Origin of the sequence: Enterobacter adelaidei, assembly GCF_041937165.1 — a bacterium.
Lineage (GTDB): Bacteria > Pseudomonadota > Gammaproteobacteria > Enterobacterales > Enterobacteriaceae > Enterobacter > Enterobacter adelaidei.
In genome coordinates this window covers 256,250-279,243 of record NZ_CP154354.1, presented here as the reverse complement: position 1 = coordinate 279,243, position 22,994 = coordinate 256,250, and the positions used below count along the sequence as shown (strand labels likewise).

Genomic DNA, 22,994 nt, shown 5'->3' with positions numbered 1-22,994 from the left:
TAACTTAACTCGTCGGTGATAAGATTTTCATTTGGCAAACTGTTTATAACATATTCTTGCAAATGCTTTTTACGCATTTACCTAAATGCCATAAGCATTCCAGTAAATGCCTTCCTTATTCATTCAAATGCTTTTCGCATGCATCCGAATGCCGGATCCTTTCATAAAGTTACTATAATCAATGAGTTAAAGATGCCGTGATCTTTACTTGAACTCTATTGATCTTTAGTGATCTAAAGAATTGATCTAACCTGTTGAAAACAATGATAAGTCCATATAAAACAAGGAATAGCGCTCCTTTATCAATATCTACAGATCGCAAACGGAAATGAAAGTGGGTTTACTATCATTGTTTTATTCAAGACAGTTTTTATTTTAATTTTATTAAGCAAATTTTTTGAGTTTACCTTTTAGATGTATCAGCCCTATTTGGCAAATTTGAGGTTCATGTATCATGTAGTAAACAGGAGGAAGATATGAACAACAGCAAACATACAGTCATTGAAGTGGATACTAATCTAGTTGAAATTGAAAAGGGATTTAATCCCCGAGAGGCGGTAATCGGAGATTTGTGTTACGAACAAGAACCTGTCAAATCGATGATTGTGTCAATCAAACAAGCCTTTAAGGAAGGAAGGCAGGTTGATATGATCAAGGTCGTAAAAAGAAAAGGTAAATATTTAGTTCGTCAAGGTCATACTCGTTTTCATGGCTTAAAATTAGCAATTTCTGAAGGTGCTAATATTCCAAAATTATCTGTTATCTTAATCGATTATAAAAACGAAATTGAAGAATACCTTGAGAACCTCGATGGTAACAGAAGCAATGGGCTAAATCCGGTTGGGCAAGCTCATGCATTAGCTCATGCTGTTAGTCTCGGGTATTCGGTTGAAGAACTAGCAATGCGATATCAACGATCAACTACCGCAATTCGTAATATGCTAAAAATCCTTGATATGCCATTAGAGCTTCAACGTTTGATTAGCCTAAATCTAATCAAAAAAACGCTCGCCATTGAAATAATGTTAAAATATTCCAACGATCACAAAATGGTTTTAAAACATATAGAAGGTTTCTTACCTGGCGTTAAGAATATTGAGACTACAACGAGCAAAATTGTAGGCATACCTGAACACAATGCAGCTGGAGCAGGACCAGACACCTTAAATAAAGGCGGACCAGAAAAGAAAAATTCGGCAGTCACACGTAAGACTTTGGGTATTAAGCGCCTCTCGCATAAGAAAACAGAACGGCTAAAATCTGAATTTCTTGAGCTTGTGGAAAGTACACATACGGAATCTATAACGAATACTCAAACAGAACTAAAATTTGGTAGAGATAGTGCACACTTGTTCAAAAATGTTGATAGTAAAAATGTAATATTTTCTGATGATGGTGTTCAAATAATCTTGAATGATGAAAAGCTAAATATTTTATTGTCTTTACTTAACGACGAAAATACAGCAATCATTCTTTCTAAACCAAAATTAGAAGAGCTTCTGGAAATTCGAGATCTCCTTAAGGAATAAAAAACCGAGGATTAGTTGAGTGATTAAACCTATAAAGCTGACTCTTATCGATAATTATAATGATTTGCTTCTAACTCATGAAGTCCTTAAACGCAACATGGAAGAGTTAGAACACGGTAAACGTTTTGACCAATTTCCTGAAGGGCATGACCACTATGAAAAAACTGTGAAAGAAGCTGTAGCAATCGTAGAGGCACGTTTGGAGGTGTTTCGAAAATGAAATCTCTTTTCTTTACTCTTGATGGTCATATGGTACCAGCCTCAGTGAATGTATCCCTTAACGGAGATGGAAATTATTATGCACCTATCGAAAGAGAATGTAACGAATGTGCGGGCACAGGCCACAAAGGGGCTGATGTATGTGAAAAGTGTCATGGGGTGCAAACAGTTGGACCCATTATTGAAAAATTAGTGGTACTAGAGCCAATTACCTTTCTCGATAACATTCCGGAACTGCGTGTTAACCCAACACTCGAAGCATGGAAATCCAGAAACCACGTACTTATTGAGAAAGCAAAAAAGGCTAACACTAAGTTTTCTAATAGTATATTGGCGCAACTAGACAATAACCGTTTTTTGACAGAACGCCAGCTGGATTGTTTCTTTACAACCTTTGATGTGATGTTGTCTGAAACTCCGGAAAATGAACAAGAAATTTTAAAACATAGCTACAATATCGGCCAGGTCATAAGCATTGAACTAACATTTACTGAAGTCAGGGCCGCGTACGCAAAAAGTAAAGGGAGTTATTTTTTTACATTTACTGGTAAAGTTAGAAATGACGGGATCGCTTTAACGGCCGATAAACAGGATCACATTTTATTGGGTGAACGTTATCATTTGACTGGAAAAGTCAGAAAATTCTATGATTTTGATTCGAAAAATTATGCTGCAATAACAGTTTTTAAGTTAAGTAAACTCCAAGACAGTTAAATGTTTTACTGCTTAAATATAGAGCCAAGACTTAAACTGTCGTTAGGACTCACTCACGTAATATTGTTGCTTACGCAATGGGTTTTATCCCTCATAAAGATCTGCGAGTATAAATCTTTTACATTTAAATTCCCCTCTATCACAACCTTTTCAATAGTAAAAAAATGATAATCTTATTAATTATAATTTTTAATTTTTTGTATACCAATACCATACAGTTAAGGCTAAAAGGTGATGATGGAGATGGACTTTAAAATGCACAATGATCTGGGTCTCGGTTTCATTTGTAAAAATGCAAGAACATCGTCAAAGCCAACGTTAAGAAAAGTTACTTTTCCGGTAAGCGCATATGAAACGTCTAAGCTTTCTTTAACCGGTTTTCAATGCCCCACAGCCTGCCGATTTCCTTTTTTTGTGCTATGCATGATAATCCATAACCATCTTTCGTCTGCATGCCCTATCAACCAAAATGAATGTTCAAATCATATATCGCAATTTTCTATCGACATTAAAGTACAAGATTGGCTTAGCCGTTCAAGAGTAGCGTTTATTGATTTCCATAATCTAAGAAATACAGATAAAACCACATTAATAACAGTGGAACATCTTGAAGCTTTACTTACTGTTATGTCAACTACTCTTGTCGCTTACGCTCCATATTCAAAAAAGAGACTTAACTTTAGCTTTCTAAATTCATTTACTTTGTCTAAAACTTCTCAAAGTTACACATTAACTTTCCCGGTAGTTCTCAGTCCGCTTTTAGATGCTCTTGGCGGTTTCATTCAGGAATGCATAACCGAAAAATTGTTAAAACGACGAAATTCGAATTTCATGGTTTACGAGTATCTTAAACGTTCAGGCCAGAGCTCTCATAAAGTGGAGGACATTAATAACGACTTACAGCTTAAAACTCTAAATATAAGACTTATGAGCGTCCTTACTGGGCTTTCTCAGCAAGGACTCATTTCATTTATTTGCGAAGGAAAGAGGGGCGACCGGAGAATAGAAGAGCTTCAGTTTATACCTTATGTTCAACGAACTCACCCTGAGGTATTAACTTTTCAGGAATGGATTAGCCCCGTTGATTAGAATTAACTCTATTTCAGCACGGCCAGTATTTCTGTTTCCGTTTTCCGTGTATTTGGCTTACTTCCTACGGATCGGTAAGCGCTGAGTCTGTGTATGACGAATCCACGCTCTTCATAGAGGCCCAAAGTGAATGGTGTCAGGCTATTTGATATCGCAACAGCAGCGCCTTTTCTGTGAGCGTCAACGAGCATATTTGCTAACAGCACGTGGTCGCTTTGGCTGAACGGTTTACCATCGTAACTGACAAAACTAGTTTTGCTTGTTTTGTCATATGGCGGATCACAATAAATCTGATCTCCTTCGCCGGTTGCGGCCAGAGTCTCCTCAAAACCAGCGGTGATCAGTTCAATACCTGAAAGACGAAATGAAAGGTAGTCTATTTTATTGAAGTCAAGCTTCAGTTCTGTATGTTTCCCCCAGGGCACTGAATAGATTCTTTCTGAGTTATAGCGGCACATACCGTTATAGCCCAGGCGATTCAGGGAGTAAAACAAAGCCGCTCTTTGAAGCGGTTGACCAGAAATACAGGTTTTGTTGAAACGGTCCCTCATCTCATAGTAGTCCTTTTCGACAAAGGTTTTATCCGCTAGGTTTTGGACCTGATTTATAAAGTTAGTTTTCTGTCTTTGAATAGTCCTGTATAGGTTGATCAAGTCTGGATTGCTATCTGCAAGCAATGCATTTTGTGCAAACATGTTCAGAAAAACGGCACCACCGCCTATAAAGGGTTCTACCCACCGGCAACTATGATCGTGTGGGTAGTGATGGCTGATGAAAGGCATCAGTTTCGTTTTTCCACCAGCCCATTTGATTATCGGCATGTGTCTGAGATGTCGAGTCAAAGTGTCTATACCTGAGAGAGAAATTTAGGTGCTGGTATCGTACCTAACCACGGGCTTTAACTAATAACTTAGGGAGCAAAAAAAAGTTGTTTAAGACGCACAGTTTTGACTTTCAGCATTGCGGATTTATAAGATTTTTCCTCACTGATACCTGAACTTTATGTTTTGGATTTATGTCTTTGTTTATGAAGCGATTTTGATGCCATCACAAGAAATGGGGAGCCCTCTTTTTTTGTGAAAAATCAGAATAGGCTCAAAAAGTACCTTTTTTGCGAAAAATTATGGATTTTTTTTTCGGTAGTATCCCCGCTACGCAGAAAGTAAGCAGAAAAATGTAACGGAGCCCCTATGAGTGTTTTACTGACAGAACCTACACAGCAAGCTAATGACAAGGTCTTTAAAACGGCCCATGTTGCCTTTTCAGTAGTTACTGGCACAGGTCGTTACGTCACTGGGCTTAAACAGTTCCGTGATGCAAACCCTGAACTTTGTACTGAAGTAAGTGACCAGAAAGCATGGGCTATCCACCCTTCAGTAATTCAGGTCACGCCAGGCTTCAACTCCCGCGAAATGGGAATGGGTGACGATTACTATAAGCTCCCTGAGGTTGAAGAACACATCTACAACATCAAGAATGCCTACATTCGAGGTGACTATGTAGACCCTATCCGAGTACGTGTCATTGATGGGGTACCTTTTGTTCGCCAGGGGCACTGCCGTTTAAAAGCCGCAATGATGGCATGTGATGAAGATCATGACATCACAATCCTTTGCGTTGAGATTAAAGAAGATGAAATTGGCTGTGAGCTCGCGACCATTGATGGTAACCGTGGTCTTGCGCTTTCTCCTGTTGCGCTTGGCGAGTCCTATCGTCGCCTACATTCTCTTGCTGGCTGGTCACTCGAACGAATTGCTCAACGTGAAAATAAAAGCCCGACGACCATCAGTTCTCTTATCCGCCTGACAACCTGTTCTGTTGTTATCAAGAAATGGATTCATGCTGACGCTATTTCGTATGTTAACGTGCTTTCACTGATCGATGAGCTCGGTGAAACAGAAGCAATTTCACGTATCAAGAAGATGATCGCGGAACTTGAGCAGGCCGATGCGAATGGCATCACGGTGAAAAAAACCCAACATGGTCAGGTACGAGTCAGACCTTCAGACTTCAAGCCAGCACGGATTCCGCCGGTTATTGCCACAAAAGCCGTAGAAGGCGTCAAACTCATCACCACCAGCTTATTACAGAAACTGGGGGATATTGAATTGCCGGAGATGACAGATTCAAGTGCTGACGAAGAAATCAACATTACGTTGAACCGCAGTACTCTGGAGATGCTGAGAAATCTTTCAAAAGAGATCACAGAATCAGAGAACAAGCAGCTTCGCCGTGCGGAGAATCGTCAGGCAAAACTTAATGGTGAGAAGCCAAAATACCCACGTAAAAAAAATGCTAAGAAGGCAGGGGAAGAGACCGATCAGGATACTGACCCACAGCCGGACGCAGAATAATTTACTTTTGGCAAAGTGTTGGTTTTGTCAGAGTCATTAAGGATTCAGGCTTTTTGCCCGCCTTTTTTAAACCTCCATGTATCGTTCTTGCCCCGTTTATGCGGGGCTTTTTTTTTGCTTCTTTCTATGAGTTGACATCTTTAAGTTTTATTCAGAGACATAAAAAACTTTTTCGTGTCACTGAACCTATTAGGTTACAGAGCGACGTTGCTATCCTGGTAAAAGTTTTTTCTAAAGGACCGGTAAAATGTCATCTCTTGATTCTGAAGCTAAACCCGATAATGCAGGTCACAGCGTACTGGCTTTAACAACCTCTCATAGCCTGGTGGTTAGCTCTTCTGAAACATTTCTTCCAGATATGCGCAAAGAGCTCGGCATTATCGCGGATCTTGTTGAGTCCTATAATGATGAACTCTGCTTGTTGAAACACATGGCTGTCCAGTTCAAAACCCACAATCACCAGAAACTTTATTCTTATCTCTCAGGCTACAACCACAGTATCTCTGAAGCGGATGCCTTGTTCGCGGAAAACGCTCTGAGATCTGAATACTGGAAACGCGTTATGGCACTCACTGATGTTTTGCCTATCATGTCGGATGCCAAACGTAACGAATGGGATAAGCAGTTTACGGCCGACCGCTATATTATGCCGCCTCAGGTGATCCCTGATTTCACAGCTGACGCTGTAGTAGGCACAGTCGTTGCTTTGCTTAATGACCGCAATCAATTTATTAAAGAAAGGGTTTACGACGTCTTCCAGTCTCTGAGCCGCAGTCATAAGACAAACAAAGCTTTTGGGTTCTCCACCCGCATGATCACTACCGGAGTTTGCGAGCCGTCTAAATACCCCTGGCAGAAATTAAGGGTGGATTTTAAAGAGTCTGGCATTTCACCACTGAGCGAGCTCCGCGTTATATGCGCATTCTTCCGTGGCGAACAGGTGAAGGCGATCCATAACACCAAATCATTGGTTGAGGCGTTGGTCGAACATGAGGGGTTCAGAAAATGGATCTGCATCGATGGCAACAGTATTCGTTTCAGGGTTTACAAAAATGGATCAATGCATATTGACGTCCACCCTGATATCGCCGAGCGGCTTAACAATATTTTATCAGCTATCGTACCGCTGGCATTACCTGCCGACCGCATGGCTCATAGCAAGAAATCTTTGGAGGCATTCCCTGTACTTAAGCAGTGCATCGACTTTGATACCCGGATGCAGCTTTCTGAACTAATGTTTAAAAATGACGGGGACAATAAATGGAGTTGCTGGACATCTTTAGGGTCTCTCGCCGAACGCAAATCTTCGAGTGTTGCCGCTGACACCCTTCGGTTCTTAGGGGCAACAGTAACAAAATACGATGTGACATTTTCCTATGATCCGTGTGAGGTTATTCGTTACATCGGCCAGATAGGGGAGATGCCTGATATTGTATCGCATCAGTTTTACCCTTCATCTTGCCGAATCAGCGAATATGTATATTCCCTGCTCGGTGCAGGGGAAGGGGATACCCTCCTGGAGCCTAATATTGGCCATGCGGATTTGCTTAAATCATTCCCTGCCGGTGTGATCGTTACTGGCATCGAGCTTGATACTTTGAATTGCCTTATCTCCCGGGCTAAGGGATACGATACGACAGAAGCTGACTTCCTCACATGGTCTAAGTCTAATCAACAGAAGAAGTTTGATTATGTCGTGATGAACCCACCTTTTGCCGATAACCGGGCCAGGCTGCATCTCCAGGCAGCTGCATCTCATCTCGCAGCCGGGGGATCTCTAGCAGCCGTTCTTCCATTATCTCTTCAGGGGCTCGATAACCTTCTGGGGGAAGAATTCCGGACGGAATGGATGGACGTTTTTGAGAACGAGTTTGAAAACACGACCGTTTCGGTTCGCATCCTGTACGCCGAACGTATTCAACAAGAGGAAGTCCTATGAGCAACCAACCCACCAGCCTGCCAGAAGAAGATATTGAGTTTGTTATGGATACCTTTCAGAGGAGCATGGGTAAATCCAAACCTGTCAGGGATACTCAAATAGAGGGCGAGAAACCGCAAAGTAAAGAGTCCGCAAACTCAACTGAAAACCCCGGTTATGAAGAATTCTTTTAATTACGCTCATGATATCCTGGTGCAGTTATTTAGAATGATATTTGAGGGATGGGGGACATTGTGATTAAAAGGCGTAACATTCGACGATCAGTTTATGGATTGCTTATTGTTCTTATCGCCGGAAATGTGTGGTTAGGCCTTAGAGCTGATAAAATTCATAAAGTGCGTTATCAGGATTTCTGGTCACCGGCAACTGTGATTAAAGTAACTGTAATGCCTTCAACGAATGAAATCCAGCTCAGTGGTAAAATCCCTAAATCGGTAAGAGTTTCAAACAATTATGTTGAGTACTCGTTACCGGGCACACTCTCGGACAAGACCATTTACCGAAGCGTGTTAGAAGATGAGATGCTCACTTTGCTTAATGCTGGAGGTCAACTTGAAGTTAAATACACTCTGGACAAGCAGACAAATCGAACTAAGGTATGCACTAAGTGCTTACGGGTGATTAAAGATATTAACCATCAATATTCAGCCACTGAGGTAAAGCATGGGCAGTCCTAAATTTGAAATTGCTGAGCAAATTAAAATGTGGATCGTTGTTTATCTAGTTTGCTTTTTAGCACTTTACTGTGTGTTAAGCGCTCTACATGCGCTTTATGATCCGCTAAATTTACCTGCCCTGACGTGGCCTATCAGCTGGTTCGTGGTGCCTGAAATGACAAGTTTTGGCAGTGCATTATTAGCTTTTGTCCTAACGCCAGGCCTTTGCTCTATAATTGCTGTTTTATTCGGTAAGTCTACCTTTAAAAAAGCTAAAACAAAAATATAGAGTTAATTAGATTGGTGGCTCAGGTTTATAAAACCTCTCACTAGAGAGGTTTATTTATTATTTTTGACTGAGATTAACAGCGTTTTCCATAAATGTATCAATAACAACCGTAAGAGACTGGCTGGTACCATGGCTATACTCAGGCCAAGGTAAAAAAGGATATGAAGAATACGCCATCAACATGATACTGGTTGGGCAACGCCAGTCCGTTGGAACACCTTTACTGTAATGGACAATCATAGCCGGGCGACTACAATCAATATCTCCAGCGTTTTTATCGAGTACGAAAGTAGCCAGAACGCCGGTGTCCTTCTGGGATACGAAAACAAGGCTGTCAGTAAAAATAAAGGCCATTAAGGAAGAGGCCAGGAAAGCGCCAGTAAATAAGGACTTCTTCTCTTTCCAAACGCGTCGAGCATATAACCCCATTAGCGCTACCGCTGAAACCATTCCGGACCACTGAGCACCCAAAGAAAAATCTGTTACTGTTTTAGATGTCATACTTTCATTAATAGTAATCATTGCGACAATGAATGGTGATGCAATTCCAAGTGTTGCTAGGACTATCAGCGATATTTCAGACCGGTTTTCTTTAGCGGATCCTTTACTTATTGCAGACATTGCTCTGAACATAACGAATGTACTGTTGAGCATCAGAAAACAGCATAAGAGCATGTATAACATTGGGTTTCCTCAACCTAGAAGTGATGGTTACCCTGTTATTTTACATAAATTTGACTCAACAGATGCTTTTAAAATCTCGCTTCCTTGAATTTAAAAACATATCAGCACAATTGGCAAACATAAAGGAGCAGCGTCTATCAAAAGTTACTTTTATGATTGGTTGAATACTCATTTTGAAGGCTAAAATCCAAAAAAGTGGGTACAAAAAGTTACTTTTGCGTCATCCAGATGCACTGCCGCCATTTTGCATTCTGTACGTTGGTTGCTTTCTCACTTGATGTCTCTTTTAACAGGCAAATTATCACTTTATCCGACCGGACCTTGTAGGCTGAATCCGTAGAATAAGGCTATAACCTATTCCCGGAGCATCATATGCGTAAAACTCTAATTGGCTGCATGGTTGCAACTGCCCTTGCTACTGTATCTTCGGCACATGCTCAGGTATTTAGCTACTCATTTACAGATACCAATAAGGCTGTTCGGAATATTAAGCCTGCAACACAAACATATCTTAATCCCGCTGGTGTTTTGACTCTGAACTTGATATCGGGTCTTGATCGGTACGAGCGAGTGACGGTCACACGAGACAGCGATAAAAAGGTTATGTATTCCTCCGTCTCGACCAAAACGAGCGTTGCAGATCGTATCGTTGCTGCCGATGGAACAGAATACTATGGAAAGGATATGGTTCTACCGGCGCTCGGAGAAGGGACCTTTACTGTAGTCAATGAAACTCTGGATATTCGCCAGACTGTAGTGAGCACATCTACTTATCATTTCATCGTTGATACAACTCCTCCACGCTATAAGAGTATTTATCCGAGTCAAAACGCAGGTTACGACATGGTACTTTCTGGGCCACTTTGGGAGTTGGGCCGAGGCGGTAGTGGCCAGTTTTCTATATTTGCAGACGGTATTGAGGATGCTAGTGGAATTGCCAAGATCCGTCTTGTCATTAAACGAAGTAATGGTTCTGTGGTCTCCGACAATAACCTGAGTTATGACACAGCCAATAAACGTGCGTTCTATCCGTGGATTAAAGATATGAACACCCAGGCTGGCATGCCCTCAAGTGATCTTGATGAAGAATTCACCTTCAATTTCATCGTTACGGACCTGGCAGGAAATACGCTTAACATTCCTCCCCAGCGGTTTTTATATGACGATCAAATGGGAGAATTTACGCCATTTGCAGTTCATGACTCACGTGTAAGCACCAGTGTTGTACCCGGCATTTCTTCGGGATACGTCCCGTTTAAACGAGGCCTTACAGTGCTGGAAAACCCCTACAAGTTGGTTATACGTATCCCAAGAACTAACTGGAAGCCATATCGAAATGGTGGCATGAGCATTACCAATAACTATGGCGGAGTACAGGTCCTTTCCGAAGATGCCACCTATGTCTACGTGGAAGTTAAGCTGCCACAGGGTGCCTTAGATGGAAACTACTATAGACCTGTGAATACATATCAATGGTCTGGAGGAGATCTTGGTCAGTATGCCAGCTGGCTCAACTGGGATCCTGCCTCTGTAAAGAGTCCGGCTTGGGGAAGTTCACCCATAGAACGACAAAAGGCTGATGGAACATGGTTCAACAGCGTAAACTGGAACCTGTTCAAGGCATCTGATATGCCTATAAAACTTACTAATATCCGGTTCAATGTACAGGCTAGGCCATATGATCAAAAAATCACTGGCGGAGCAACATGCAGTATTCCAGCTGGCTCAACAACCTGTACCGTCTCTTTGCCCCAGGATATTATAAATGGCACTACCGGCTATCTTCATAGTGGCTATGAAGTAAGGTCAACCACCGAAGCAACCTTCTTTGCCCCTATATGGGAGAATATAGCCTGGCATACACTGGGTCCCTCCGTCACTGGATTTGATTACATTGAAACCACCAACATTCTCCAGGTTTACGTGAATCAACCTGGAGATGGTTCATATTTCGACCATGTTTATGTAAATCGAGTTTGGTTGTCAGATAAAAACCGTAACAACGCAGAAATAAGCGTAACCGGCAAACAAACAGGTAGAAATATGGCGTCTGGGAACTACACGTATGAGTTCAACATGAAAGAGGTACCAGAAGGCAGTTATAACGTGGTAATTAATGCCCAAGATACATTCAACAATACCGGTAACCTCCCTTATCAAACTGTTGTCGTTGATAATACAGCACCATCTGTAAGTATTAGCTACGAAGGAAAACCGATCAGCAAAAACGTAACAGTATATGGGCTGGAGAACGTCCGTATACAGCTCACCGATGCTCTAACTAAACCATCCTTAAGCCGTATGACTCTTCGCGGTGGCCCTGTTTCTGATGCGGTGGAATTGTCTTGGGTGAATCTGGGAAACAACCTGTATGCACCTAATTATCCCAAGATCTTTCCGTCTCTTAATGAAGGCGAAACATACACTCTCACAGTTCAGGCCAAAGATGAGATGAACAACGTTAAAGAAAGCTCAGTCGAATTTAACTACCTTCCAAACAATCTCGTCAGGCTAGAGAATCTGAAAACCTTAGCTGTCAATGCTTCTCTCAAAACATCTGACAATACTCCTCTGGCTGTTCTGTATGCCAGCCAGCTGCGTAAAAAGGATGGTTCAATCGCTACAGGGCTTCAGGACGCAGTGCTTACTGTCCGTAAGGACGCTGCATTCGGCGTGACTGTAAATGGTGTTTCTGCGATGCCAGGTGAAAGCAAAGAGCTTCAACTGGATTTGGGGCTCGGGGACAGCCGTAGCTTTCCTATTTTCCCTGCTGTATCCGGCCTTACAGGCAGATCTGAGTTCATGATTAACATTGAAGAATTAAAATAAAGCAGGGCTGTTTTGCTGAAGCACAACGGCCGTCTTCTGATGCGCCGTAGCCCATGTTGTTGCAAATCAGTCCGACGTTCATTGCGTAAGTAACGCTTACTGCGGACCATGGTAGTGATTAGACTCACTACCATGGTCATTTCACCACATATCTTCTCTGCATTGCTCTTGTTGGGCAGACTAGTAACTCGTCACTAAATTGCAGCTTTTGTCTTGCTAAGTCGCTGGTATAACTGCACTACGAAATCGTCAAAAGATTTTATCCCTCATGTAGATCCAATAAATGATCCCAAAGGTGCCAGAGAGTACAAAGAAGATCCCGGTACGCTGTAGGCCGCATGGTTACTGGGCTGGAGCATTGTCACTGACAACAGTAGCGACATAAGTGACAACGGGAGTGACTTAAAAGACAATGGTAGAGACTATTTCGACGTTGGTAATGATTTTAAGTGACAATGGTAGTGAGGTTAGACTTAAACTTCCACTGTAAGGTAAGGTGACTCGCATTATTTAAATAAATTATTACTTTCAATTACTTGCGACACGAGTCTGCATGTATGCTTCTATTTCTCAAAAATTTATCCACCGAAAATGCCTGTGGCTGTGATTTAGCTTTGACGACAGTTTTTATCAGGGAGGCAAGTTGAGACCTGTATAAGAACTAAGCATTTATTTATCCCCATTTTCCACAAGGTAGTTCCAATAATTAGTACCTTAGTGTTCCTGATAGATCAAAAGAGATCCCCGCTGCCTCCAGGCCAGACGGCACAAGGCCTGAGACGTGATCAGTGACAACAGTAGTGATTATTTTGACATTGGTAGTGATTATTATAACGTTGGTAATGAGTTTTTTGACATCAGTAGTGATCAGAGCGACAATAGTAGTGACTTTTCATTAGATCTTTTTAACTTGATCTGATCCGTTGTTGATAAGAGTTGCAGGTCATTGTATGCAAAGAGTTTTTGCCAAGTTTTAATGAGTGGAGTCGTTTTTTTAGGTAGAACTTATGCACAGATATGGATCATCACAATGATCCATCCAGTGACATAGAGTTCGCTGGGGCTTACTATTCACCAATCTGTTTACACATTCAGTGATAACTTATTATGACTAAAGAGAAAGATACTGAGCAGCAGGACCTGGTCACCAGGGCTTTCTCTGTTAGAGAGAAAGAATCAGGTAAAGACATCATTTTGCGTCCTAACAGCAACCGTACGGTGCAGTCTATTGCTTTGATGCGGCTCGGGCTGTTCGTCCCATCACCAAAGAGTGTGGGGCGTCAAAATCGGGAATATAAAACGGTTGGCTTTGACGCAACGAAAGAGTTACAGACGCTCTCTTTAATGGAGAGCGAGGGGTTCACCAATATTTCAATTGTCGGTGAGCGTCTTGATATGTCAGTAGATTTTAAGACGTGGATGGGCATCATTCGAACCTATGCCAATCATCCGATTAACAATGACACGATAAGCTTAAAATTCACTGAATTCCTCAAGCTATGTACGCCTGAAAATTATCGCTCATCTACAGCGTCCAGAAAACGTATAGACGCCTCCTTACGCAGGTTAGCATCCGTTACCTTGTCGTTCACCAGTAATAACTCGTCCAAAGTCTATACAACGCATCTGGTACAGTCTGCCCTGTTAGACCCGGAATCAGATCAGGTTGTCCTTCAGGTTGATCCTAAGATTTTCGAGCTCTATCAATACGATCATAAGGTTTTGATGCAGCTGAAGGCAATTAAGGAGTTGGCCAAGAAGGAAAGCGCCCAGGCTCTCTATACGTTCATAGAGTCATTACCGCCAAATCCTATACCGATATCCCTTACTCGGCTGAAAAATCGTCTGAACCTCAAAACACGAGCAAATAGTCAGAATGCTACCGTGAGAAAGGCTCTTGAAGAGTTGGCATCGATAGGATACCTCCAGTACACCGAAATTAAGAAAGACGGAAAAGTATACTTCCAGATTCATAAGCGGGATCCCGATCTGAATTTGAACAATACTCAGCCTCCTTTAGAAGTGGTTGAAGATGAAGAAGAGAACTCAGGGTCTTCTGTTTTAGAAGGTGAGTTATGCCCACCAGCTGACCCGATAGACGGCGATGATGTTCTTACCGTCCATGATTTAACCGCTGAAGAACTGCGCTATATTCGTAGTCTTCGAAGCCAGAAAAAGAACAGCAACGCCAGCTAAAGTTAACCCGGCGGTTCAGGCTCCGGGTGCTAAATTACTTCTTCGATTTTCGTTAGTCCCAGCCCGCTCTTTCACGTCAACGGTAATGAGTCAAAAGTCATTACCGTTGTCATTGTTCTCTACCACCCTATGTAGATCGAGATTGCGAATTCAACGCTTTCTCCTGAGTCACCTGTTAACACCCGGTTTCTACGCTTTACTTCATTGGCCAGTACATCCAACGGAAAATATCGTAACGGGGTGACAATGGCAGTGAGTTGACCCACTCACTACCATCGACATTCAAATCCCGGCTTCTCTGGTAGCTATAGTGACAATGGTAATGATGTGTACCTTACTGGCATTGTCATTGTCCTCCGAGTGTGCGTTCAGCTTTGGGAGGACACCGGAACTTAATGCGGCGAGTCACGGCCATTGTGAATCTCGATTGGATTGGCGAATACGGCTTCCGGTTGGGCCAGATGTCAATGGTTATGCTTCATCCAGCTCATTACTGTAGTCATTGCCGTTCAGCTGAGCTGATGCTCCTCTCATTCTATGTGGCGACAACGGTAGTGAGCCCAGAAAGTGACTACCGTTGTCATGGCCGTCCAGTAGAGCGGGTCAACCTCTTAAATCACAGGGTGACAACGGTATTGAGCCCAGAAAGTCACTACCGTTGTCATGGACGTCTGGTTAAGCGGATCTACCTCTCAATTCACAGGGTGACAATGGTAGTGAGCCCAGCAAGTCACTACCGTTGTCATAGTCGTCCCGTTGAGCAGATCAACCTCTTAACTTACAGGATGACAACGGTAGTGAGCCTATTAAGTCATTACCGTTGTCATTGCCATCCAGAAGAGCGGATGATCCTCTCAATTCATACGGCGACAATGGCACTGAGCCCAGCAAGTCACTTCCGTTGTCATAGCCTTCCAGAAGAGCAGATGAGCCTCTTAATTAACAGGGTGACAACGGTAGTGAGCTCATTAAGTCATTACTATTGTCATGGCCGTACAGCTGAGCTGATCATCCTCTCAATTCACACGCCGACAATGGTAGTGAGCTATTAAAGTCACTACCATTGTCATAGACGTCCAGTTAAGTGGACCATCCTCTCAATACACACGGTGACAACGGTAGTGAGCCATTAGAATCACTACCGTTGTCATTGCTTTTCAGGTGCACTGATAAGGCTCTCAATAGACACGACGACAATGGCAGTGAGCAATTAGAGTCACTTCCGTTGTCATTGCTTTCAGCTGAGCTGATAAGGTACGTCATTTACACGATGACAATGGCAGTGAGCCAATCGAGTCACTACCGTTGTTAATGCCGACCAACCGAGGGAAGGGTCCGCTCAAAGAACTGAGTGACAACAGTAGTGAGATCATCCAATCACTACCATTGTCAGCTTAAACCTGTAGGACGAAGAGGCTTGTCCGATAAAATGACGACAATGGAAATGAGCCTATCCATCACTACCACTGTCATTAAAGTCCAGCGGTTCAACGTTAATCAGTAGCTCCGGATGACAATGGTTGTGAGTCAGGCAATTCCCAAGCATTAAGTGACAGCAGCGTAACACCTCTAAGCTCACTCCTGTTGTCAGGGGTTAGGGTATTGAGTCTCTACCGTCGTCAGTGTTTCTGAGACACCAGTATTGCAGATCACTACAATTGTCACTTAAGTATCGACGGGGGAATAGATGCAAGTGACTGGCTAACCAGTACCAGTTTAGATTCAAAACGATCCCATCTTTGTGGATGCACTTGAGTAAGCTCGTATGACGATATGTCAGAGAAGTGACAACGGGAGTGAGTTGCCGGACTCACTACCGTTGTCATCCCCGGTTGAAGGAAGAGGATCCCCGGGGCTGTATATTTACCGGGTATCCTTACTCAAGGGTTTCGACACTCACTCCCATTGTCGTAATCAACGAGTGTGCATTGTCTTTTAAAAGCATCGCTGGAAACGTACGATTAAAGTAACTTTTCTTTCGGTTCTTCCTTGCGAATCTCTGAAGACGTACTGGCTGATCGGAGTCAAGGAGGGCAGTAAAATTGAAGCCGTCAGTTTTACTGTCGGCTCCGGGTAGTTACTTCAACTCGTCGATCTGAATCATGAATTCTGAGGTGCCAACTTTCCCATTTTCGGAAGGATAAACGGGTAACAGAAGATTATCCCCCTGGCCCATATCTATTTGCACCTCAACTGACTCACCTGGAGCCGCCTGTGCCCCGTTAAATTTAATACCGAAGGCTGCATCCTTCCGCACAGTCAGCGTTGCGTTCTGGACCCCTTTAGCAATTTCTCCATTTGTCTTACGCAGAACGTTAGTGGACAGGTACGCAAGGGGTACGCCATCTGTCGTTTTGAGAGGCGAACTGACCGATAATGTGCGTAGATTATGTAACTGCACAAGGTTATTCGGTAGATAACTGAACTTCTGAGTATAGGTTTTGGTATTCGACTGACTATCGGCAACTGTTACGCTAATTGAATAATTTTCAGATGGTTCGAAATTTGGGAACAGCCTCGGATACTCAGGCATGTATGTATCTTTGCCTGCCGGTGACCACGTAAGCTCAACGTTATCAGCTGTGGGGCCACCTACGAGCTGAAGACGGGTTATCCTCGGGGTTGTCAGATTATCTGCCAGAGCGATCCTGAGGTTCTCCAGGCCGTACACTACCGTATCGTCTTTTACCGGCTTTCCGTCGAATGTTATGGCCACTGTCGGAGGAGTGTTATCCAGAGCAATTTCTCCGAAAGTTTTATTGGTCTGGTTCTGGAAGAAGTCCCTGATGTTGACCTCAACGTTGTATTTTCCTTCAGACTGACGGGATAAATCATAAGCAATCGTGTAGTTACCTGAGATACGAGATTTGATTACGCCTGTGGGTGACATCCGGGTACCGGTGTTCTTATCGGAAAGATAAAATTCCCTCAATGAGACCGAGTCGAACCAGTTACCATCGCCTTCAAGTGACGCCAGTACATCCAGCTGCTTGTTAGTCTCGTCATATGATATCGAGTTTATTACCGGCAGTTGTTTATTGTTCCAGCGTGTCATAATCCATTGCTCAGACCGCAAAATGGGATTGCTGATGCTGCGAACGAAGTAAAGGATCCTATTGTAGCCCTGGGTACCCAAGGCCATATCAAACGTCTCAGGCGCTTCACACGAGGTTTTTCCTGCCGGAATGGTGCAGGTCGCCTTACCGCCGATCTCTTGTGCAAAGGGCCGGGCTTCAACGTTAAAACGAAGTCGGGAAATTTTAATTGGCAGTCGTGATGAAGCCACACTCTCAAAATCCTTCCACTTAACCCAGTTCCCCTTGTCATCGAGGAAATCTACCCAGGTACCCGCAAATGCAGGCGTTTGGTTTGCAGATGGGTTTAGAACGAGGCTGTATGACGGATAATACCCTCCCCACTGGCCAAAGTTCGCCATACGAGCCATATCCCCATTAATTGAGCCATAGGGAAGAGTCATTTCAACATAAGCATAAGTGCTGTCTACAGCTATCTCTTTGGGGGCGGAATATTGATTGATGAACTGAAGCCCACCTTCTGAATAAGCACGGTAGTTAGATTTTGGGATCCGGTAGACTAATCGAATAGGGTTTTCGTTAACGACCATACCGGCTTTGTAAGCCGGATAATTAGAAACCCCGGGTACGACGCTGGAAGACGTATTTGGATCATGAACGGCCCACAGTGTCATCTCACCCAGCGTGTTGTCGTAGCGAAATTTTTGAGTTGGCAGCGTTCGGCTATTACCTGCGTTATCGAAGATAACAACTTTTGCAGTAAAGTCTTCATCCAGGTTGCTGTCTGGTATTCCGGTTCCCTTAACTGAATTCTTAGAGTAAGTGTGGTACATCTTTTGGCCGGATACGTCATACTGCATCTGTGTAGTGCTGTAGAGGCTACCGTCCTGCCTGTAAATATATATTAGGCCCTTATCAATACCATTTGCATCACTTACGCCCGAAGAGGTGAAGTCATACTGCCCCGTTGCCTCTAATCCAAGCTTCCACACGTCACCAGCGGTAGAGCCAGAACCAGTATTAGCGGTAAGAGCATTTGCCGCTGGAGGGGTGACATCAATTAGCCAGTTATAGTTATAGGTCGCTACAGGCTTCTGATTGAGATCTAACACGTTTATCTGAACGACAAATTTGCCTTCACCCAAAGCAGGCAAAGTTACTTTTTTGCCGTAGAACTCACTACCGTCAGCAGCTGTTAGTCGGTCTGATACACCCGTCCGTGTAGTCGTAGTATTAAGAATGACAGTTCCAGTGTCTTTCGTGACTTTGACATTAACGAAACGATCAAGACCTGAAATAAGTGTCAAAGTTACCGGTGATGCCGGATTAAGCATAAGACGAGAAGACGGGGCGTGGATCTCAATACCGTTCGTGTCTTTAAAGGCCGATTCATATATCTGAGCTGGGGCCTGAACAGACATACCGAGTCCGGCTACAGCAGTAATAAAAGCGAGATGTTTCATTCTTATTCCCCTTTAGGTTTGGTGTTATTTTAAGCTTTTCCTAAAGGTCACTATGTTCGTAAAAGTATAAAAAACTTCTCCATATGGTGCTCGAAATTACAAATCTATAATTTGCCTTTCGACAAACCTTATTGTGCGTTCAGGACGGAAATCTTTCTTTTTGGAATTACATCTGACATTTCTGTGGTGTCCAAACTGGCAACGATTGCAAAACTTATAACATTAGCCTGAAACTATCGGCATCCACATATCGCATTAAGTGATGCTTTTACTTTATGTAAAAAAGAATCAGGATAAATTAGGTATGTCAGATATAAATGCGTTAACGGACGGCATATATGAATCAAAACCTGGCGGCATTACGCCACCAGTCGAGAGGGGAGTGAACCTCAGTCAGTACGTCTACCTTCGTTCCGCAAGGCGCTTCTTGTTGTGAATTACAAACTGCCCTGGCGAGAACTGCATCATTTCACCCCTAGCAACACACGTGCCTCTTCAACGGTTTGCCAAGAAGGCATTGCTACGCCAGATTGAGTGCCGTTGCCCCTGCGCTCACCTGTGTCACATTCTACATAAAGACGCATCAGCATCGCTTCTGTTTCAGCGGCCCGGCTATTATCCATTACCAGTTCTGCTGCGCGTCGTAGCTGTTCTGGAATGTCATTCCACATTCCCGCACCACTTCTGTCTTTGTTAGTGAGCAAGTCTTCAATAGCAGATGAAGCCATGTTAAGCAGGTCAGCCGAAACTAAAGGCATCGGCGGGGCGGTATAGAGGATTCGACGTCTTCCGCGTCTGTCTGGATCGTATTTATCATAAAAAGCTTTGTTCACATCTTCCCAGTGCCACTGAAGTTGCCCGGTTGCGTCATGGTGGCAAAACTCGCACTGATAAACAGGCGCAATCGACATAACTGCCTTTCCAATACGTGCCAGTACAGCAACTTCGTCAGCTCTGAGACTCATTGCTTCGCTTGGGTTACTACCCTCGGCAAATTCCAAAATTTGTTCAATACGTTCTGGTGTGAAAGTGGTCATAGGCTTTGAAAACATATTTTTCCAGTTGTGCTTACCATATCATCAGGCATTAGGAGCGTTAGCGAATAATTAACAGGTCAGGACCAAAACTAAATCCTTCCCCCATACGGTCTTCATGACGGGAGACATATGCCTTACCGTATTTCTCCAGATCCTGTAAGCGATCTTTTGCCAGATTCCACGAGTATTCCTGGCCCCACACGGGTCCGTCACGCCCGTCAAAGCGGTCAGGTTTACAATTTGCTTTCAGAAGAGCGTAGACATGCTCCACCGTGGGTAGCTGCAAAGCACTATTAGCCTGAGAAACGGCAGTATGCGTCATTTCTGTTCACTCTTTATTGATTTAGTCAGTTAAGCCGGTCAGGTAACTTTAACCGGCTACTCGTATTAAGATTTCTTTCCGGTTGCTTGTCAGTTAGCGGCGAAGATCAATTTCAAGGCGGGCTGTTTTGACCTTTGTTCCGGACTCCCTAAATGTATCATCCGGAAGAGGCGAAATTTGTCCGCCAAGTTGTTTGACTCGCTCCCTGAGCGCTTTTGTCAGTGTGTCTTCCCGGAACAATACCCCAGCTGACAGAATGGCCTGTAAGCGACCTCGCTTAGCGAGCATTGCGATGGCATGCATGACATGTTTAACGTCAGAGCGTTTAAGGAATGGTGGATTCATAACGATAACATCAAAAGTTTCATCGGGCTGGTACCCAAGAAAGTCGGTATGCACCAGCTCGACTCCTGTGCTAAGGACACTATCGTTCTTCACTGCAAGGAATCGCTCATCGTTCAATTCGATCCCGGTAATCAATGCATCCGGAGCCGCCAGTTTTAAGGCTTTCAGAATGCGGCCATCACCAAACTCTGGCTCCAGTACACGCTCCCCGGCAGCTGGTTCAGCGCGTAGAACCATATCTGTGACTAAATTCTCAGGTGTAGGGAAGAAATTGAACAGATCTCGTGGGATGTCAACCGAACCTGTCAGAATGATTTGCTCGATACGCTCAGCTGCATCCGCCGTAAAAATATGTGCCTGCTCTTTTCGGTTCCATTTGCCACCGGCGGCTTCGAGCACTTTGTTTGTCTTAACATAAATGCTGCGGTCGAGCTGGTCGGCCAGGAAAAGAAAGTTCCCTTCAGCACGGCAGCGAGATAAGACGTTCAGAACTTCAGTTGAGATTTGCATTAAAACTCCATTAAGAGGATTTACCCGCCTGGCGGCAGCGGGTTGGTTACTTAAACGGGACAATTCAGATTTGGCCTTGGTTAGTCGGCAGACAACAGCAGGGATGGGCTGTTATAAGAGAAGCGGTCAACGGGAGCCTTATCAAATCGCTGACCGCTTGCATCAGGGGTCAGAACGAGTCCGTTATGGGCGCAATGAATGTGGAGCAACATATCCCCGCCGGTGTTGATGTGTAAGGCAGGCACACCCTGATCGATTTCGAACATGACACCAAAACAGGGGTTACCTTCCTTGTTAACAACTTCACAGTGGATGTTATGTTGGCCGGTAACGCTGACCTGATAGGCCTGACTGTCCTCTTCTGGCAGTGTTTCCTCCTCCAGGCGCCAGTCCTGAAGTGTGAGGCTAATTTCAGGGGTGTCATGCTCTTTCTGAAGAGCCTGGATACCTTTACGGAACAGCTGCATCATTTCAGGAGTAAGGCAGTCTTCCTCAGCTCCAAAATGTTCTTTCCAGCCTTCAGGATCTGCATACATCCAGACGTTTTTAGCGAGCGAAGGTAAGGAAGCATCAGGCTCTACAAGGAGGTGAGGGATGTTCTCTTTGATTCCGAGATAACGTACCGGCTGGCCATTAAGCGGTAACCCATCCGACACTGTAACTTCTGTTCCTGGCAAGACGACGCTGTTTACCAGACCTCCACAATGTTCGGCCACCACGCGGCCTAAATCTGCCATAAACATCCGATGCTTTTCTGGTGAGTCCAGCTCACCAAGGAGTTCAGGTTTAAGCAGTAAACCGGTAATAATCTCAGTCAGTTCACGAGGAGATACTAATTTATACATTTTGTTTTCCTTTTCTGTGTTGGCTTTATATTACCAATCCAGATGCACGAGCTAATAACCTCCAGACAACTTTTTCAAAAATTATTTACTTAAAGCAGGGTGCTAATATGCGCAAGAAATGAATTTAGGAAGGACGGCTTCAAATTTAACTTTTTGGTTTTTTATTTTAGACGGACTTTAAAATAGCATCGTTGATAAAATAATAAACATGGTTTGTTTTTTTGTTTGTATTGACAATCAAATGGGTATAAATTAATTTACTTACATGGCGTATATTTAACGCCACCGCCCCGGCGGCACCGGGCATAAAAGGAAAACCATTTTGAAACCGATGCTCAAAAAAGATTTTTTTTCAGCTATTGAAAACCTTCTCAAAGCTGGCTTTCAACCTCGCTTTTACACTGTTAACAGTGGCCGAATCGGTCTCATTACATTCACTGATAAAAATGGAACAAAACAGGTTGAACAGGTTTATTCCTGCACTTCTTTAGCCGCCAATACTTTTGGAAAGCGCTTCACCACTTGGTTAGAAGAAATTTTTCAAAAGCATAATGAAGAAAAAGTAGCTGATTCCGGGTTCGAGGTTGGTAGCCGTGTCTGGGATAAATTGATGTATACGTTGCGCACCATTTCAGAAATTCGTGCCGGGGGGGTGCTGGTGCTGGATAACGGTGCACAGCGTACACTGGATGAAGTGCAAAAAACGGCACCTGAAACAAACCAGGTGGAGCCAAAGGAAATCTCTTCACTTCAGGAGCTGCTGAACGCTTCCAAAAATCTGGAGCCGACTTCGCCTGAGCTAATTGCGGCTCTTAATGAGGCTCTGTCAACCGCCATAAAACGGTGAATGCAACGGCAGTCTGGCACATCAGGCCTTGTCAGAGATTAGGCCTGAAAAGCACTTACGTACCGATATAACACCTAATTCCCCTCTAAGGA

At 43.6% G+C, this 22,994-nt stretch carries 19 protein-coding genes; 12 read left to right on the top strand and 7 right to left on the bottom strand.

Features of this window, described 5'->3' with window-relative positions:
* The first annotated feature begins 476 nt into the window (after positions 1-476).
* The 4 genes from AAHF05_RS23980 (at position 477) to AAHF05_RS23965 (ending at position 3,551) form a co-directional block, all read left to right on the top strand.
* The gene (locus AAHF05_RS23980; RefSeq protein WP_001065778.1) at positions 477-1,529 is read left to right on the top strand and encodes a hypothetical protein; all 1,053 of its coding nucleotides are present in this window, start codon (positions 477-479) and stop codon (positions 1,527-1,529) included.
* 19 nt (positions 1,530-1,548) lie between these two features.
* The gene (locus AAHF05_RS23975) at positions 1,549-1,749 is read left to right on the top strand and encodes a hypothetical protein (protein WP_000594930.1); all 201 of its coding nucleotides are present in this window, start codon (positions 1,549-1,551) and stop codon (positions 1,747-1,749) included.
* Positions 1,746-2,462 (top strand): zinc finger-like domain-containing protein, encoded by a 717-nt coding sequence (locus tag AAHF05_RS23970; RefSeq protein ID WP_000838219.1) that lies wholly within the window; start codon positions 1,746-1,748, stop codon positions 2,460-2,462. Before AAHF05_RS23975 ends, AAHF05_RS23970 begins: the two co-directional genes overlap by 4 nt.
* A 234-nt stretch (positions 2,463-2,696) precedes the next feature.
* Positions 2,697-3,551, top strand: a complete 855-nt coding sequence (locus AAHF05_RS23965) for a hypothetical protein (RefSeq protein ID WP_000970401.1) — start codon at positions 2,697-2,699, stop codon at positions 3,549-3,551.
* Between the two features lie 8 nt (positions 3,552-3,559).
* Here AAHF05_RS23965 and AAHF05_RS23960 read toward each other — a convergent pair whose 3' ends face one another.
* Positions 3,560-4,372, bottom strand: coding sequence for a Dam family site-specific DNA-(adenine-N6)-methyltransferase (locus tag AAHF05_RS23960; RefSeq protein WP_001121574.1), 813 nt, complete (start codon positions 4,370-4,372; stop codon positions 3,560-3,562).
* A 369-nt stretch (positions 4,373-4,741) separates the two neighbouring features.
* Between AAHF05_RS23960 and AAHF05_RS23955 the strand changes: the two genes are divergently transcribed.
* The 5 genes from AAHF05_RS23955 to AAHF05_RS23935 all read left to right on the top strand — a co-directional run bounded on the left by AAHF05_RS23955 (position 4,742) and on the right by AAHF05_RS23935 (position 8,789).
* Entirely contained in the window at positions 4,742-5,905 is a 1,164-nt protein-coding gene (locus tag AAHF05_RS23955; protein WP_000114860.1) for a hypothetical protein, read from the top strand.
* A 247-nt stretch (positions 5,906-6,152) separates the two neighbouring features.
* Positions 6,153-7,844, top strand: a complete 1,692-nt coding sequence (locus tag AAHF05_RS23950; RefSeq protein WP_000096325.1) for a DUF4942 domain-containing protein — start codon at positions 6,153-6,155, stop codon at positions 7,842-7,844.
* A complete protein-coding gene (locus AAHF05_RS23945) occupies positions 7,841-8,017 on the top strand; it encodes a hypothetical protein (protein WP_000070862.1) in 177 nt (58 codons plus the stop codon). Before AAHF05_RS23950 ends, AAHF05_RS23945 begins: the two co-directional genes overlap by 4 nt.
* 60 nt (positions 8,018-8,077) lie before the next feature.
* Positions 8,078-8,521, top strand: coding sequence for a hypothetical protein (locus tag AAHF05_RS23940; protein WP_001805248.1), 444 nt, complete (start codon positions 8,078-8,080; stop codon positions 8,519-8,521).
* A complete protein-coding gene (locus AAHF05_RS23935) occupies positions 8,508-8,789 on the top strand; it encodes a hypothetical protein (protein WP_000535423.1) in 282 nt (93 codons plus the stop codon). The genes AAHF05_RS23940 and AAHF05_RS23935 overlap by 14 nt, the downstream gene beginning before the upstream one ends.
* Positions 8,790-8,846: 57 nt before the next feature.
* On the opposite strand, the gene AAHF05_RS23930 is transcribed toward AAHF05_RS23935, so the two are convergent.
* The gene (locus AAHF05_RS23930) at positions 8,847-9,473 is read right to left on the bottom strand and encodes a hypothetical protein (RefSeq protein ID WP_000966518.1); all 627 of its coding nucleotides are present in this window, start codon (positions 9,471-9,473) and stop codon (positions 8,847-8,849) included.
* A 372-nt stretch (positions 9,474-9,845) separates the two neighbouring features.
* Here AAHF05_RS23930 and AAHF05_RS23925 point away from each other — a divergent pair, with 372 nt between their 5' ends.
* Together AAHF05_RS23925 and repHI2 are read left to right on the top strand one after the other, a co-directional pair.
* A complete protein-coding gene (locus AAHF05_RS23925; RefSeq protein ID WP_001232713.1) occupies positions 9,846-12,302 on the top strand; it encodes an Ig-like domain-containing protein in 2,457 nt (818 codons plus the stop codon).
* A 1,107-nt stretch (positions 12,303-13,409) separates the two neighbouring features.
* Positions 13,410-14,498, top strand: coding sequence for an IncHI-type plasmid replication initiator protein RepHI2 (gene repHI2 / locus AAHF05_RS23920; RefSeq protein ID WP_000159528.1), 1,089 nt, complete (start codon positions 13,410-13,412; stop codon positions 14,496-14,498).
* Positions 14,499-16,575: 2,077 nt separating this feature from the next.
* Here the strand turns inward: repHI2 and AAHF05_RS23915 are convergent.
* The 5 genes from AAHF05_RS23915 to AAHF05_RS23895 all read right to left on the bottom strand — a co-directional run bounded on the left by AAHF05_RS23915 (position 16,576) and on the right by AAHF05_RS23895 (position 22,055).
* Positions 16,576-18,996 carry an Ig-like domain-containing protein gene (locus AAHF05_RS23915; protein ID WP_000681217.1) on the bottom strand — a complete coding sequence of 807 codons (2,421 nt, stop codon included), beginning with the start codon at positions 18,994-18,996 and terminating at the stop codon, positions 16,576-16,578.
* A 464-nt stretch (positions 18,997-19,460) separates the two neighbouring features.
* Positions 19,461-20,048 (bottom strand): hypothetical protein, encoded by a 588-nt coding sequence (locus AAHF05_RS23910; RefSeq protein WP_000491820.1) that lies wholly within the window; start codon positions 20,046-20,048, stop codon positions 19,461-19,463.
* 43 nt (positions 20,049-20,091) lie between these two features.
* Positions 20,092-20,355 carry a hypothetical protein gene (locus AAHF05_RS23905; protein ID WP_000149862.1) on the bottom strand — a complete coding sequence of 88 codons (264 nt, stop codon included), beginning with the start codon at positions 20,353-20,355 and terminating at the stop codon, positions 20,092-20,094.
* Positions 20,356-20,448: 93 nt separating this feature from the next.
* Positions 20,449-21,210 (bottom strand): methyltransferase, encoded by a 762-nt coding sequence (locus tag AAHF05_RS23900; protein ID WP_001447802.1) that lies wholly within the window; start codon positions 21,208-21,210, stop codon positions 20,449-20,451.
* Between the two features lie 80 nt (positions 21,211-21,290).
* Positions 21,291-22,055 carry a hypothetical protein gene (locus AAHF05_RS23895; RefSeq protein WP_000277498.1) on the bottom strand — a complete coding sequence of 255 codons (765 nt, stop codon included), beginning with the start codon at positions 22,053-22,055 and terminating at the stop codon, positions 21,291-21,293.
* Positions 22,056-22,386: 331 nt separating this feature from the next.
* On the opposite strand from AAHF05_RS23895, the gene AAHF05_RS23890 reads away from it, so the two are divergent.
* Positions 22,387-22,902, top strand: a complete 516-nt coding sequence (locus AAHF05_RS23890) for a hypothetical protein (protein ID WP_012695482.1) — start codon at positions 22,387-22,389, stop codon at positions 22,900-22,902.
* Positions 22,903-22,994: the final 92 nt, after the last annotated feature.

Bases quoted from the DNA above. Each gene is read 5' to 3' on its own strand.
- AAHF05_RS23910 (WP_000491820.1), bottom strand. From the start codon at position 20,048: ATGTTTTCAAAGCCTATGACCACTTTCACACCAGAACGTATTGAACAA.
- AAHF05_RS23905 (WP_000149862.1), bottom strand. From the start codon at position 20,355: ATGACGCATACTGCCGTTTCTCAGGCTAATAGTGCTTTGCAGCTACCC.
- AAHF05_RS23930 (WP_000966518.1), bottom strand. From the start codon at position 9,473: ATGTTATACATGCTCTTATGCTGTTTTCTGATGCTCAACAGTACATTC.
- AAHF05_RS23965 (WP_000970401.1), top strand. From the start codon at position 2,697: ATGATGGAGATGGACTTTAAAATGCACAATGATCTGGGTCTCGGTTTC.
- AAHF05_RS23945 (WP_000070862.1), top strand. From the start codon at position 7,841: ATGAGCAACCAACCCACCAGCCTGCCAGAAGAAGATATTGAGTTTGTT.
- AAHF05_RS23925 (WP_001232713.1), top strand. From the start codon at position 9,846: ATGCGTAAAACTCTAATTGGCTGCATGGTTGCAACTGCCCTTGCTACT.
- AAHF05_RS23890 (WP_012695482.1), top strand. From the start codon at position 22,387: ATGCTCAAAAAAGATTTTTTTTCAGCTATTGAAAACCTTCTCAAAGCT.
- AAHF05_RS23895 (WP_000277498.1), bottom strand. From the start codon at position 22,055: ATGTATAAATTAGTATCTCCTCGTGAACTGACTGAGATTATTACCGGT.
- AAHF05_RS23980 (WP_001065778.1), top strand. From the start codon at position 477: ATGAACAACAGCAAACATACAGTCATTGAAGTGGATACTAATCTAGTT.
- AAHF05_RS23935 (WP_000535423.1), top strand. From the start codon at position 8,508: ATGGGCAGTCCTAAATTTGAAATTGCTGAGCAAATTAAAATGTGGATC.
- repHI2 (WP_000159528.1), top strand. From the start codon at position 13,410: ATGACTAAAGAGAAAGATACTGAGCAGCAGGACCTGGTCACCAGGGCT.
- AAHF05_RS23960 (WP_001121574.1), bottom strand. From the start codon at position 4,372: ATGCCGATAATCAAATGGGCTGGTGGAAAAACGAAACTGATGCCTTTC.
- AAHF05_RS23955 (WP_000114860.1), top strand. From the start codon at position 4,742: ATGAGTGTTTTACTGACAGAACCTACACAGCAAGCTAATGACAAGGTC.
- AAHF05_RS23950 (WP_000096325.1), top strand. From the start codon at position 6,153: ATGTCATCTCTTGATTCTGAAGCTAAACCCGATAATGCAGGTCACAGC.
- AAHF05_RS23970 (WP_000838219.1), top strand. From the start codon at position 1,746: ATGAAATCTCTTTTCTTTACTCTTGATGGTCATATGGTACCAGCCTCA.
- AAHF05_RS23915 (WP_000681217.1), bottom strand. From the start codon at position 18,996: ATGAAACATCTCGCTTTTATTACTGCTGTAGCCGGACTCGGTATGTCT.
- AAHF05_RS23900 (WP_001447802.1), bottom strand. From the start codon at position 21,210: ATGCAAATCTCAACTGAAGTTCTGAACGTCTTATCTCGCTGCCGTGCT.